The organism is Pseudomonas sp. FA-1, from assembly GCF_056856075.1.
Map to the genome: position 1 here is coordinate 124,928 of NZ_JBWXTH010000003.1, position 13,173 is coordinate 138,100.

12 protein-coding genes and 1 tRNA gene are annotated in these 13,173 nt (G+C 63.2%); 6 read left to right on the top strand and 7 right to left on the bottom strand.

The window, feature by feature from the left end; genetic code table 11:
• Window positions 1–90 precede the first annotated feature (90 nt).
• Window positions 91–1,686, top strand: a complete 1,596-nt coding sequence (gene mqo, locus AC1MHZ_RS07470) for a malate dehydrogenase (quinone) (protein ID WP_084859042.1) — start codon at window positions 91–93, stop codon at window positions 1,684–1,686.
• Window positions 1,687–1,874: 188 nt separating this feature from the next.
• Here mqo and AC1MHZ_RS07475 read toward each other — a convergent pair.
• Window positions 1,875–1,951: transfer RNA gene (locus AC1MHZ_RS07475), tRNA-Pro, on the bottom strand.
• An 82-nt stretch (window positions 1,952–2,033) separates the two neighbouring features.
• Window positions 2,034–2,255: a YgdI/YgdR family lipoprotein gene (locus tag AC1MHZ_RS07480; protein WP_084859043.1), complete on the bottom strand. Its 222-nt coding sequence runs from the start codon at window positions 2,253–2,255 to the stop codon at window positions 2,034–2,036.
• Between the two features lie 177 nt (window positions 2,256–2,432).
• On the opposite strand from AC1MHZ_RS07480, the gene moaB reads away from it, so the two are divergent.
• Both moaB and AC1MHZ_RS07490 read left to right on the top strand, forming a co-directional pair.
• Window positions 2,433–2,972, top strand: coding sequence for a molybdenum cofactor biosynthesis protein B (gene moaB / locus AC1MHZ_RS07485; RefSeq protein ID WP_084859044.1), 540 nt, complete (start codon window positions 2,433–2,435; stop codon window positions 2,970–2,972).
• Window positions 2,973–2,994: 22 nt separating this feature from the next.
• Complete coding sequence (locus AC1MHZ_RS07490; protein WP_172403071.1) at window positions 2,995–4,182, top strand: molybdopterin molybdotransferase MoeA; 1,188 nt, start codon at window positions 2,995–2,997, stop codon at window positions 4,180–4,182.
• Here AC1MHZ_RS07490 and AC1MHZ_RS07495 read toward each other — a convergent pair.
• Window positions 4,171–5,412: a glycosyltransferase family 4 protein gene (locus AC1MHZ_RS07495; protein WP_084859046.1), complete on the bottom strand. Its 1,242-nt coding sequence runs from the start codon at window positions 5,410–5,412 to the stop codon at window positions 4,171–4,173. The two genes, AC1MHZ_RS07490 and AC1MHZ_RS07495, sit on opposite strands and share 12 nt — an antisense overlap.
• Window positions 5,413–5,619: 207 nt before the next feature.
• Here AC1MHZ_RS07495 and yegS point away from each other — a divergent pair, with 207 nt between their 5' ends.
• On the top strand, window positions 5,620–6,507 hold the full coding sequence (gene yegS / locus AC1MHZ_RS07500) for a lipid kinase YegS (RefSeq protein ID WP_084859047.1): 888 nt from the start codon (window positions 5,620–5,622) through the stop codon (window positions 6,505–6,507).
• Here the strand turns inward: yegS and AC1MHZ_RS07505 are convergent.
• From AC1MHZ_RS07505 to AC1MHZ_RS07515, 3 genes are all read right to left on the bottom strand, one after another.
• A complete protein-coding gene (locus tag AC1MHZ_RS07505; RefSeq protein WP_084859048.1) occupies window positions 6,491–7,150 on the bottom strand; it encodes a response regulator in 660 nt (219 codons plus the stop codon). The genes yegS and AC1MHZ_RS07505 overlap by 17 nt on opposite strands.
• Window positions 7,140–8,030: a sensor histidine kinase gene (locus tag AC1MHZ_RS07510; RefSeq protein ID WP_324816431.1), complete on the bottom strand. Its 891-nt coding sequence runs from the start codon at window positions 8,028–8,030 to the stop codon at window positions 7,140–7,142. Before AC1MHZ_RS07510 ends, AC1MHZ_RS07505 begins: the two co-directional genes overlap by 11 nt.
• 285 nt (window positions 8,031–8,315) lie before the next feature.
• Window positions 8,316–8,828 (bottom strand): histidine kinase, encoded by a 513-nt coding sequence (locus AC1MHZ_RS07515; RefSeq protein ID WP_368829513.1) that lies wholly within the window; start codon window positions 8,826–8,828, stop codon window positions 8,316–8,318.
• Between the two features lie 339 nt (window positions 8,829–9,167).
• Here AC1MHZ_RS07515 and AC1MHZ_RS07520 point away from each other — a divergent pair, with 339 nt between their 5' ends.
• Together AC1MHZ_RS07520 and AC1MHZ_RS07525 are read left to right on the top strand one after the other, a co-directional pair.
• Entirely contained in the window at window positions 9,168–10,103 is a 936-nt protein-coding gene (locus AC1MHZ_RS07520) for a chemotaxis protein (protein WP_084859051.1), read from the top strand.
• Window positions 10,104–10,163: 60 nt separating this feature from the next.
• Complete coding sequence (locus AC1MHZ_RS07525) at window positions 10,164–10,967, top strand: MOSC domain-containing protein (RefSeq protein WP_368829512.1); 804 nt, start codon at window positions 10,164–10,166, stop codon at window positions 10,965–10,967.
• Window positions 10,968–11,206: 239 nt separating this feature from the next.
• Here the strand turns inward: AC1MHZ_RS07525 and AC1MHZ_RS07530 are convergent, their stop codons facing one another.
• Window positions 11,207–13,135 carry a transglycosylase SLT domain-containing protein gene (locus AC1MHZ_RS07530; protein ID WP_084859250.1) on the bottom strand — a complete coding sequence of 643 codons (1,929 nt, stop codon included), beginning with the start codon at window positions 13,133–13,135 and terminating at the stop codon, window positions 11,207–11,209.
• Window positions 13,136–13,173 lie beyond the last annotated feature (38 nt).

Consider the following 13,173-nt stretch of genomic DNA (forward strand, 5'->3'; position numbering starts at 1 on the left):
CGCGAGAGGCCGCGCGAGCCAGAACAACAACCGGGCGTGCACAGCGGGGGCAGGGCAATGCCAGCCACTTCACTTCAATTGGATTGAACTATGAAAAAAATCCTGCTGACGCTCCTGTGCCTGAGCGTCATCGGCTGCTCCAAGCCCGGTGAGCCGGAAAAGTCCGTCGACGTCCTGCTTATCGGCGGCGGCATCATGAGTGCGAGCCTGGGTACCTACCTTACCGAGCTCGAGCCGAACTGGAAGGTCGACGTCTACGAGCGCATGGACCAAGTCGCCGAGGAAAGCTCCAACGGTTGGAACAACGCCGGTACCGGCCACTCGGCCTTCTGCGAGCTGAACTACACCAGCGAAGGCAAGGACGGCAAGATCGACATCAGCAAGGCGGTCAACGTCAACGAGCAGTTCGAGGTCTCCAAGCAGTTCTGGGCCTACCAGGTCGAGCAGGGCGTGCTGAGCAACCCGAAGTCCTTCATCAACAACGTGCCGCACATGAGCTTCGTCTGGGGTGACGAGAACGTCGCCTTCCTGCACAAGCGCGTCGAGGCCCTGCAGCACAGCTCGTTGTTCCGCGGCATGGAGATTTCCGAGGACCACGAGCAGATCCGCAAGTGGGTGCCGATCGTGATGGAAGGCCGTTCGCCTGATCAGAAGGTCGCCGCCACCCGCATGGCCATCGGCACCGACGTCAACTTCGGCGAGATCACCCGCCAGCTGTTTGCGTCGATGACCCGCAACCCCAACGTCCAGGTGCACCTGCGCCATGAAGTGCGCGATATCGTGCGCAACGATGACGGCAGCTGGAACGTGGTGGTGGCGGACCTGGCCAACGGCGGCCAGGAAACCCGCGTCAACGCGAAGTTCGTGTTCATCGGTGCCGGTGGCGGTGCCCTCAAGCTGCTGCAGAAGTCCGGCATCCCGGAAGCCGAAGGCTACGCAGGGTTCCCGGTCGGTGGCCAGTTCCTGATGACCGACAACCCGGACATCGTCGCTCGTCACAAGGCCAAGCTGTACGGCAAGGCCTCGGTCGGCGCGCCGCCGATGTCGGTGCCACACCTGGATACCCGCATGATCGACGGCAAGGAAGTGCTGCTGTTCGGCCCGTTCGCGACCTTCTCCACCAAGTACCTGAAAAATGGCTCGCTGCTGGACATGTTCGCATCGCTGACCACGCACAACATCATGCCGATGATGAACGCCGGCATCGACAACATCGACCTGAGCACCTACTTGATGGGCCAGCTGATGCTCAGCTTCGATGACCGCATGAACGCCCTGCGTGAATACTTCCCCAACGCCAAGAACGAGGACTGGAAGCTGTTGCAGGCCGGTCAGCGTGTCCAGGTGATCAAGAAGGACCCTGAGCACGGCGGCATCCTGCAGTTCGGCACCGAGGTGGTGGCTTCCCAGGACGGCACCATCGCCGCGCTGTTGGGGGCTTCGCCAGGTGCATCCACCGCGGCGCCGATCATGCTGACGGTGCTGGAGAAGACCTTCAAGGACCGCGTCCAGAGCCCTGAATGGCAGGCCAAGCTCAAGGAGATCGTGCCGACCTACGGCCAGAAGCTGAACAATAATCTCGAGCTGACCAACAAGACCCGTGAATGGAGCAGTGCGCGTCTGCAGCTGCTGTACGTTCCGGTGCAGCCTGAAGAGGCGGTGGCCGAAGCGGCCACGCTGCAGTAACGCTATCGCGAAGAACGCCCCTCCCGAGGGGCGTTTTTGCAAGAGCAAGGCTGCTAGAGGGGATCTGGTGTTAGTGCGGTCATTGCAAGCTCTTTGTGCGGAACGGGCTTGCCCCGCGTGGGCCGCAAGGCCCAGCTTTTCCAGAGACAACAAAAAGCCCGCTCGAGGCGGGCTTCTTGGAGAGGATTTGGTCGGAGAGACAGGATTCGAACCTGCGGCCTTCTCGTCCCGAACGAGACGCGCTACCTGGCTGCGCTACACTCCGATGAACAAAATCCTACTGCATCGCATTTTTCGACGCAACCCCTTGTTGCAAAAAGAGTGTTTGCCGAAAAGCGCCACTCAAATCACAGCTCCTTGACGGTGCGGATCTGGTCTTTGTTGATGCGGGTGCGCTTGCCGTCGAGCTGCTCGAATTCGTAGAAACCGGAGTCCTCGTCGTAGGCAGGAGTGTCCACTGCCTGAATCTCGCGGCCATCATTGAGCGTGATGACGGTCGGCGATGCGCAGCCAGCGAGGGCGCCCAGGCCGAGGGCGAGCAGGAAAGCGGGAAGGGTCCGTTGAATCATTGTGTTTCTCCAGTACGATCGTGCTTGATGTCTAGTAGGACGCCGGGCGTCCGCGCAAAGTTCCTTGCACAGTGCAGCATAGCGCCATTGCGCAGGCATTGACGCAGAACAACGGCGGCGTCGCGGCTGGCCTGTGATATAAAAGCGGCCATCTTCCTCTTCCTGCGACGGACTCCCATGAAAGCCAAGGCAGACACCCCCTTCGTGCCGCTGAACATCGCCGTGCTCACGGTCAGCGACACCCGTACCTTCGAGACCGACACGTCCGGCCAGTTGTTCGTCGACCGCCTGGGCGCGGCGGGCCATCGCCTGGCAGCCCGCGTGTTGCTCAAGGACGACCTGTACAAGATCCGCGCCCAGGTCGCCACCTGGATCGCCGATGACCAGGTGCAGGTGGTCCTGATCACTGGCGGCACCGGTTTCACTGGCCGTGACAGCACACCCGAAGCGGTCGCCTGCCTATTGGACAAGCAGGTCGAGGGCTTCGGCGAGCTGTTCCGGCAGATCTCCGTGGCCGATATCGGCACGTCCACCGTGCAGTCCCGCGCCTTGGCGGGCCTGGCTAACGGTACCCTGGTGTGTTGCCTGCCGGGCTCGACCAACGCGGTGCGTACCGGGTGGGACGGTATTCTGGCCGAGCAGCTCGATGCTCGCCATCGCCCTTGCAACTTCGTACCGCACCTGAAGCAGGCAGCGGCCTGTGAAAGCCGTGGTTGAGGTCGCCAAGCCCCGCCCGCTGATGGCGGTGGAAGAAGCCTTGGAGCGCTTGCTGGCGCTGGCCGAAGCGGCGCCGATCAAGGGCTCGGAAAGTGTGGCCCTGGCCGATGCCCAAGGGCGTGTGCTGGCGCGCGAGGTGGTCGCCGAGCTGGACCTGCCGCCCTGGCCGAACAGCGCCATGGATGGCTATGCCCTGCGCCTGGCGGATTGGCAGGGCGAGCCTTTGCCGGTGAGCCAGCGCATCTTCGCTGGCCATGCCCCAGCGCCGCTGCAGCCGGGCACGTGTGCACGGATCTTCACTGGCGCGCCGCTGCCCGAGGGGGCCGATTGCGTCGAGATGCAGGAAAACACCGAAGTGTTGGAAAACGGCCAGGTGCGTTTCCTCGAGCCGCTCAAGCCCGGGCAGAACGTACGCCCGCAAGGGCAGGAGACGCGTGTAGGCGAACAGGTGATGGCGGCTGGCACGCGGCTGGGGCCGATCCAGCTGGGGTTGGCGGCAACCTTGGGCCTTGCCCGGCTCGAGGTGGTGCGCAAGGTGCGCGTCGCGGTGCTGTCTACCGGTGACGAACTGGTCGAGCCCGGGCAGCCGCTGGGCCCCGGGCAGATCTACAACAGTAATCGGCGTTTGCTGGCCAGCTGGTTGCAGCGCCTGGGGTGCGAGGTGGTAGATGTAGGCATCCTCGCCGACGACCTGCAGCGTACCCGCGAATGTCTCGCGGGGCTTGGCGACGTCGACCTGATCCTTTCCAGTGGTGGTGTCTCGGTGGGCGAGGCCGACTACCTGGGCATGGCGCTGCGCGAAGCGGGCGAGCTGGCGTTGTGGAAGCTGGCCATCAAGCCGGGCAAGCCGCTGACCTTCGGGCATTTTCGCGGTGTCCCGGTGATCGGCTTGCCAGGCAACCCGGCATCGACCTTGGTCACCTTCGCCTTGCTGACCCGGCCTTATCTGCTGCGTCGCCAAGGTGTAGCGCAGGTCACGCCGCTGCGTTTCAGTGTGCCGGCAGGCTTCGACTGGCCCAAACCGGGAAGTCGGCGCGAATACCTGCGGGCGCGGATCGAAGACGGCCAGGCGCACATCTACAAGAACCAGAGCTCCGGCGTGCTACGCAGTGCGGCCTGGGCCGAGGGGCTGGTGGAGGTGAATGAAGGCGCCACGTTGCGCCAGGGTGACAGCGTGTCGTTCATTCCCTTCAGCGCGTTACTTGACTGAGCGCCCGAGCAACGCGGTATCCATGGCTTCGATCGGCCCCAGTTGGCTCAGGCGTATGTGCACGTTCATCAGTTGCTGCGCCGCGACGCTCCAGTCGTGGCGCTGGCGTACGAACTGCCGGCCAGTCTCGCCCAGTTGACACATGCGCCAGGGCTGGTTGAGCAACTGCGTGATCGACAGCGCCAATTGGCCGCTGTCATCGCTGCCCAGGTAGTGCTCGCCGCTGTTGATGGCCAGGCCTGACGCCCCTTTGCTGGTGGTCAGCACCGGCAGCCCGGCGGCCATGGCTTCGAGGATCTTCACCTTGGAACCGCCGGCATAGCGTAGCGGTGCGAAGAACAATGCCGAGCGCCGTTGCAGGTCCCTCAGGTCCGGGCGATAGCCGATCCATTCGATACGCGGATCGTTCCAATGCAGCTTCCAACTGGCCGGCAGCGCATGCCCGGCGATGGCCAGGCGCACGGCCGGGTTGCTCATCCATACCTGCGGCAGGATCTCTTCCAGCGCCCATTCGATGGCTTCGAGGTTGGCGCCGTATTCGAAGTTGCCGACGAACAGCAGGCGCTGGCTGCGGTAGGCCGGCCGTACGTCCTGGTAATAGTCGCAATCGACACCGTTGACCACCACGTTCACTGGCCGGCCGCTGATCTGCCCGATCCATTCGGCATCATGGGCACTGACGGCCACCACCTCGCTGGGCTGGCGCAACACACGCTGCTCCCAGCGCCGGTAGCGCCAGCGGTCGAAGGCGTTGAGCGGGCGTAGCCACAGCGGTAGGCGGTCATGGCAGGCGGTACCCATCACCGACTCGAGATTGTGCTCGGTGAGCATGAAGGGCAGGCGGCGGGCTTGCAGGGCTTTTTCGAAGGGCTGGAAGCTGTAGCTGTGCTCGATCTGGATCACGTCCCAGGGTTCGTCCAGCAACTGTTCGAAGCGGTGTCGCAGGCAGGGCGCCAGGCCATGGATGATGGCCCGCATGGGGTAGTCGATGATCGGTGAAGCCAACAAATTGAGTGGGCTGTGCAGCGGCCGCCGGGGCAACACGATCAAGCGTTCGACCAAGGGTTCCAGCATTTCGCGGGCAGCATCGCCGAGCGGAACCTTCGATTGCGCCAGCAAGGTGATCCGGTGGCCGTGTCGCGACAGTTCACGCAGCAGATGATATTGCCGGGTCTTGCTGCCGCTGGTGGTGGGCCAGGGCAGGTAGGGTAGTGTCCAGAGTATGCGCATGGCCCCGCTACCTCGTCGTTGGCTGGTACGCTGTTTCAGCCAGGGTATATGGCATGAGCATAGTCAATAAAATGGCCGGGGTGCCAGGCGGCTGGTCTGGAGAGCCAAGTTTTTGTCGGTTGGTCAGGTTCTATCTCACTCATGCCATGCAACCATTGGCCATCAGTCGTGGTCGAGATTGGAAGCGAAAAGGCGAGGGGAAGCGTGATGGGCGAGCGCAAGGCAATGTTGATCCTGCATGGCAAGCAGGCCATGAACGAAGAGGTGCGCAGTGCCGTGGGTGCCCTGCGTGAGCGTGGCTGGATGCTGGATGTACGTTTGACCTGGGAGGCGGGTGACGCCCAGCGGTTGGTCGGCGAGGCCTTGGCCGCCGGTTATCCGCACGTGGTCGCCGGTGGTGGGGATGGCACGCTGCGCGACATCGCCGAAGCCATGGGCCAGGCCAGCCACTCGGCCAGCCTGGCGTTGCTACCCCTGGGCACGGCAAACGATTTTGCCAAGGCTGCAGGTGTACCGCTGGAGCCGGAGGCTGCGCTGAACCTGCTGGAGCAGCCGGCCCGGGCGGTGGACCTGGGCAAGGTCGGCGACCAGCTGTTTCTCAACATGGCTACCGGCGGCTTCGGCAGCCAGGTGACCGCCAACACCTCGGAAGACTTGAAGAAGGTGTTGGGCGCTGCGGCCTACTTGTTCACGGGGTTGTCGCGTTTCAGCGAATTGCAGGCGGCCTCGGTGGAACTGCAAGGGCCGGACTTCCACTGGCAGGGCGATTTGCTCGCGCTGGGCATCGGCAACGGCCGCCAGGCGGGTGGCGGGCATGTGCTGTGCCCTGATGCAATGGTCGACGACGGGTTGCTGGACATCGGCATCTTGCCTGCGCCTCAGGAGATGGTCGGGGCGTTGCGCGAGTTGCTGGCCGGAGAAGGGTTGTTCATCCGGGCCCGCCTGCCCTGGGTCGAAATCAAGGGCTCCCAGGGGTTGGACATCAACCTCGACGGCGAGCCGCTGCAGGCCGACAGCCTGCGCTTCGAGGCCTGCCCGGGGGCATTGCGCCTGCACTTGCCGGAGGACTCGCCAGTGCTCAGTCGTCGAGGCTGATGATCTTCTCGCGCACCGCAAACAGCACGAGGCCGGCAACGTCATAGATTTGCAGGCGTTTCATGATCTGCGAGCGGTGGGTTTCGACGGTCTTGATGGAAAGGCCCAGGCCGCTTGCGATCTCCCGGGTCGACTTGCCGCGCACGATCAGGCGCAGGATTTCCAGCTGGCGGGCGGTCAGGTTGTGTCGATCGACCGCAAGCTGCTTGCCATCTTGGGCACGCAGCAGCGCCTGGTTGATCACCGTGTGGGCGATCGCTGGGCTCAGGTATCGTTCGTCGCTGCGCAAGGCAGCCAAGGCCTGTTCCAGTTCGTTGGCTGTGGTGTCCTTGAGTAGATAGCCATGGGCACCGCTCTCCAGGGCGCGCATGATCAGATCAGGGTCGGTATGCATGGAAAGGATCAGTACCTTGCATGCGAGGCCGTTTGCCTGGAGCTGGTTCAAGGCATCCAGGCCGCTGGTCGAGCGCATGGAGATGTCCAGCAGGACGATGTCCGGGGCCAGGCGTTGGACCATTTCCAGCAACTGGCTGCCGTCGTCGGCCTCGCCAACCACCACATAGCCGGGAATGTCGGACACCAGGGCGCGCACGCCGGCACGGATCAGCGAGTGGTCATCCACCAGCAATAATCTACAGGTCATGGGAGGCAGGTATCCTGGCACGCTCTTCGGTGCGCGGTGGCCATGGGAACACGGCGTCGATCCGGGTGCCTTGGCCGGGTTGGCTGGTGATGGTCAGGCTGCCTTGCAGGGCAGTGGCGCGTTCCAGCATGCCTGCCATGCCGCGCTGGCCTGCCTCGGCCGGGTCGGTGGCAGGCGCGAAGCCACAACCGTCGTCCTGGATCGACAGGGCGAGGCCCGAAGGGGTGCGCCGCAGGCTGATCGTGAGGTTGCGAGCATTGGCGTGGCGCAACATGTTGGTAACGGCTTCCTGGGTGATGCGAAAGGCCGCCATGGCAACGTCCTCGCAGATGCCCCCCAAACGCTGGTGACACTCCAGGCTCCAATGCACGCCGCTGTTTTCCAGCGTGCGCAGCAGGTGGGCGCGCAGGCTGGCCTCCAGGCCCAGGCTGGCCAATTGACGCGGATTCAGAAGAGCAGAGACGTCGCGTACATTGCCCAAGGTGTTGTCGAGGGTCTTGCGCAAAGTGTCGCAGTGCGCCTGCAGATCGGCTGGCATGCGCCGTTGGAGCCAGTCGACCTGGAGCTTTGCGGCCGTGAGCAATTGGCCGATGTCGTCATGCAGCTCGCGGCTCAGGCGTTGCCGTTCGCTTTCCTGGACCTTGAGCATGCGATCGGCCAGTTCTGACGGACGGAGGCTGATCGATCGCCCCCATTGACGCCAGTGCCAGAAAACGCCGGCCAGGGCGAGCACTTGCAACAGCAGCAGGCTGGCAGGCAACGGCTGCTCGCGCAGGCTCAGCATCAGGTTGGCAAGCAGGGAGGCCACGCATATCAATGCAGTCGCCCAGCGCAGCAAGGTGGCGCGGCAACGTGATGGAGTTTTCAAGCGTGGAAACATAAGTAGAAAAGCCACTGAATTATTGCTATTGGAGGCCTTGCATGGGTGTGATCAGAGGCTTTGGCATCCTGCGTTCAACTGTCATCGAAGGTGTCCATCCAATTGGACAATACCCGCGACGCGTGCATTCGATTGCGGGCATGGTATCACTTCAGGTTCATTTGGTCGCTGCTGGGTAATGGCCTGGGACCCCGGTGTTTTCGGGCGCAAGCAGCGTTAAGTCGTGTCGTGGGCTGTCTGTATGACGATGGGTTTGGAACACACCCGAATGCCTGGGCACGGACCTCAATGCCGGGGGCTGTTCAGGCTGCTGGATGGCCTGGATATCGCCTGGGTGGGACGTGCGTGAACGCAAACATCGCCACGGGCCCGGCAAGGGCCGCACAGCTCGGGAAGGGGTTGGCCCACGGCATCGGCCAGCTCGCCTAGCAGCAGCTGTTGTTCCTCGGTATCCAGGCTGAGGCGGCCGGTCGAAGCGTCGACCAGCTCCAATTGCCAGGCCAGCAGGTTCAGGCATGCGTGCAGCGCACTCAAGGCTTCACTGCCCAGATGCCGTTGCCGGCAGGCTGGCTCGAGCAACCGTTGTAGGGAGGCCGTGTAGTGGGCGACTTCCAGCAGGCCCAGCAGGTTGGCGCGACGGGCGAGGGTCTCGAGGGTTTCGTTCAGGCAGAAGCAGGCATCGGGATCGTTGTGGATCAGCTCGAGATGCTGCAGGCATTCCAGCGACTTTGTCAGCCACACCTGTGCATCCACCAGGAAATCCTGGAGAACGCCATTGTTCAGTGGTGCGTTGTCCATCATGACGCCCCTGTGTGCAGGGCGGGACACGCGCTTGGCAACACCGAGACTGTCGCTAGCAAAGCCTGACTCCATTCATGCATTGAGAAAGGCGTCACATTAATGGCTAACGGATATGGGGAATATCAGGTCGCACCCGATTGCCACTAGGGGAAACCCTGATGGTTTTCAAAGCGAGGGCGCAAGGGCGGGGCTAGTAGGGCTGTAAGCAGTAGAGCATGATGTTAAATTGATATCAATTGGGCATCATGCATTTTTCATAGCAGGTCAAGCTGCTGCCCAAGCCGCCGATACAGGGCAGATGACATCATTCACCTGACTCAAGCCTGGGGGTTTCCAATGGCTGGCATTCTCGACACGGTCGACCAACGAACGCAATTGGTGGGTGAGAACCGCCTGGAGATTCTCATGTTCCGGTTGGCAGGCCGCCAGTTGTTCGCCATCAATGTGTTCAAGGTTCAGGAAGTACTGCAACTGCCAAAGCTGACATTGATGCCACAGCGCCATGCGTTCGTTTGCGGCGTGGTCAACCTGCGCGGCCAGACGCTGCCGGTGATCGACCTGTCCCAGGCGATCGGCATGCGTCCACTGCAGCCGGGGCCGGACAGCACCATCATCGTCACCGAGTACAACCGTTCGGTACAGGCGTTCCTGGTCGGTGGTGTCGATCGCATCGTCAACATGAACTGGGAAGCGATCATGCCACCGCCTTCCAGTGCCGGGCGCCAGCATTACCTGACGGCGATCACCAAGGTCGATGAGCAACTGGTCGAGGTGATCGATGTGGAGAAGGTCCTGGCCGAGATCGTGCCCTACAACACCCGCGTTTCCCGGGACAAGCTCGACGACCCGGTCCTGGCGCGGGCACGTGGGCGTGAAGTGTTGCTCGTGGACGACTCCAGCGTCGCCCTGGTGCAGTTGCGCGAGACCCTGTCCCAGCTGGGCATGAAGCTGCATGTGGCCAGTGACGGCCTGAAGGCCTTGCGCATGCTCAAGGGGTGGGCCGATGCAGGGGAGGACGTCTGCGAGAAGTTGTTGATGGTGTTCACCGATGCGGAAATGCCGGAAATGGACGGTTACCGGCTGACCACGGAGATTCGCAACGATGCCCGTCTGCGCGGTCTGCACGTGGTGCTGCATACCTCGTTGTCGGGGAGCTTCAACGAATCGATGGTCAAGAAGGTCGGCTGCGACAACTTCCTGTCCAAGTTCCAGCCTGACCGGTTGGTGGAGGTGGTCCACCAGCGGCTGATGTTGGATGAGGCCACCGCCTAGTGCTTGCTGGCCACTGCCGGGTATAAGCTTGCGCTTTCGACTGGCACGAGGCGGGCAGGGATGTTTTTGAGTGCGTTGTATCGGTACCCGGTGAAATCGGGGCAGGCCCAGAGCCTCGAGGCTTCGACGGTAGACATGCTGGGCCTGCAGGGCGACCGGCGCTGGATGGTGGTGGAGCAAGACAATGGGCGCTTCCTTACCCAGCGGGCCTGGCCGCGCCTGGGGCAGCTCAAGGCCAGTTATGCGGTGGATGGCCAATTGCTGCTTGAAACATCGGGGCAGGCGCCGCTTACGGTGCCTGTACCACCTGCCGACGAGGCGCTGCGGGGGGTGACCATATGGCGCGATACCCTGCGCGTGCCCGATGCCGGCGACGCCGCCGCGGCCTGGTTGAGCGAGCTGCTCGGCAAGCCGGTGCGCCTGGTGCATTGCCCCGAGCAGCGGGCCCGCTACCTGCCCAATGGCTATGGGTTCAACAGTGATCGTGCGGCTTTCCCGGACGGGTTTCCTTTGCTGTTGATCGGGCAGGGCTCGCTCGATGAGCTGAATCGACGGATCGGGCGGCCCATGGAGATGTTGCGGTTCCGACCGAACCTGGTGGTTTCGGGCGGCGAGCCGTTTGCCGAGGACGGGTGGAAGCGGATTCGTATCGGCGGCCTGGTTTTCCGGGTGCTCAAGCCTAGCGTGCGTTGCATCCTGACGACCCTGGACCCGGCGACCGGGGAGCGCAGCGCGGATCGCGAACCGTTGACGACCTTGAAGACGTTCCGCGAGCGTGAGGGGGATGTGTTGTTCGGGCAGAACCTGGCGGTGGATGGCAGTGGGGAGTTGCGGGTGGGGATGGCGGTCGAGGTGCTTGAGTAGGGGGCTATGGGCCCCTGTGTTCTGGCCTCTTGTTGCCTCAAGATTACAGACGGCGCCTGGCCTGGTGGACGGGGGTGGGCTCTGGTTCTAGAGGCTGCTTTGCAGCCTATCGCCGGCAAACCGGCTCCTACAGGTATCGCGGTGTCTCTGAAGACAGCGTAGGTCCGGTGGGAGCCGGCTTGCCGGCGATAGGGCCCGAACGACGAACCAAATAGCGCCCGTCCGCGTAGCCCACCCCGTTACATATCGTCGAAATAACGCTCATGCCAATCCACCAACGGCTGCGGTGAATTCAGCTTCTGCCCGTAGATGACCGAATAGGACAGTACGTTCTGTACATACTGCCGGGTCTCATCGAACGGTATCGATTCTACCCAGACATCGAAGCTCAGGTGCTTGGCGCCCTTGAGCCATTGGCGTACTCGCCCGGGGCCGGCGTTGTAGGCTGCCGATGCCAGCACCCGGTTACCATTGAATTGCCCGTGCACCTGGCTCAGGTAAGCCGCCCCCAGCTGGATGTTCTTGTCTGGGTTGAGCACCTGCGACGGTGAAGCCAACGGTATGTTGAACTTGCGCGCCGTCTCCTTGGCCGTAGCCGGCATCAGTTGCATCAGGCCGCTGGCCCCGACACTGGAGCGGGCGTCTTCCATGAAGGCGCTTTCCTGGCGGGTAATGGCGAACACCCAGCTCGAATGCAGCCCGCGTACCTTGGCCTCGCGTACCAGCGTGTCGCGATGGGCCATGGGGAAGCGGATGTCCAAGTCGTCCCAGTACTGTGCCTGGCTGATGGTGCGAATCGCCGGGAAGTACCAGCGCAGGTCGTAGGCCAGGCGCGCCTGGGCGACCATCTCGTCGCGGTTGAAATGACGGCTGACGTGGTACCACTCGCGGCGGCCTTCGACGATCTGGCCGCGGGCGTGGAATTCCAGCGCGCGGCGGATGCCCGGGGTGTTGCGAACCTTGTTGATTACCTGCTGGCTCAGCACCAGCGGCTTGTTGTTCAACTGGTAGGGCGTTTGCGCCCGGTCGGCGGCCAGGAAACCATAGAAGTCGCGTTCACGGGCCACGGTCTTGTACAGCAGCGGGATCTGTGGGTTGTTCGGCTGGGCAAGCTCCAGGCTGCGTGCCTGCCAGTAGCGCCAGCGGTTGCTGCTGGCCAGGTCCTGGGGCAGGCGTTGGGTCAGCTTGTAGGCCTCTTCCCAGCGCCCCAGGCGCAGCAGCAGGCGCAGGCGCCATTCACTGACGGTGTTGTCGCGCAGTTCGGGGTCGTAGCGCGTCATCAGGTCGAGGGCGCGCGGGTCATAGCGGCGTGCCAGGGTCAGGCCGATCTCGCGAGCGATGGCGACTTTCTCGTCACGAGAGAAGTGCATGCGCTGGGCGTAGTCGTCGAGCAGCGCCATGGCCCGTTCCGGGTCCTGGCGGGCGAGGCGGCGCAGGCCCAGGCTGACCACATCGGACATGGCCTCGTTGACCGGGGTGAAGCGCGACGGCTGGTTGAGCAGTTGCGGCTTCTGCGCCACGTCGATCAGTAGGCGGCCTTGGGGGGCAAGGGTGGTCAGGCTTTTCACCAGGCTGTTGGCCAGGCCGTAGTTGCGCGCCTGGGCCGCCAGCTTGGCCCGGTGCCAGCGCTTGGCTTCGGTCAACTGGCCCTCGGCGGCCCAGAGGCCGAACAAGGTGTCGCAGGCCGCCGGTTGCGACTTACCCACGTTCCACAGTTTTTCGGCGCTGGCGAAGCCCTCGGCACGCTGACCGTGGGTGATCTGGTACTGGCCGTTCAGGCAGTCCAGCTCGGTGAAGTTGAGCTTGGGGTCGTAGTACTTGACGAACGTGTTCCACTCTCCGCGCTCGGCCAGCCAGCGCAGCCAGCGCAGCTTCATCCAGTTGGCCTGGGGCAGGTCGCCGTGCTTGGCGAGGAAGCCTTCTATTTCCTGGTTGCTGGCGCTCTTGAGGCGGGCGGTGAGCTCGTCATAGGCCAGGTAGGGCGTCAGCGGGTAGTCACGCAGTGCCTGGGCATAGCGCAGGTAGGGGCCTTTGTCGCCCTTGGCCAAGGCGCGCTTGGCTTCGTCGTAGTACTGACGTTGCTGGGTGATGTCGATGGCCTGTGCCGCACTCGCGGCGGTGGCGGTGAGCAACAGGCAGGAAACGAGTTGGAACAGGCGGCTGCGCATGAGACGTCCGGGCAGTTGAACCATGGGAAAGTGACGGC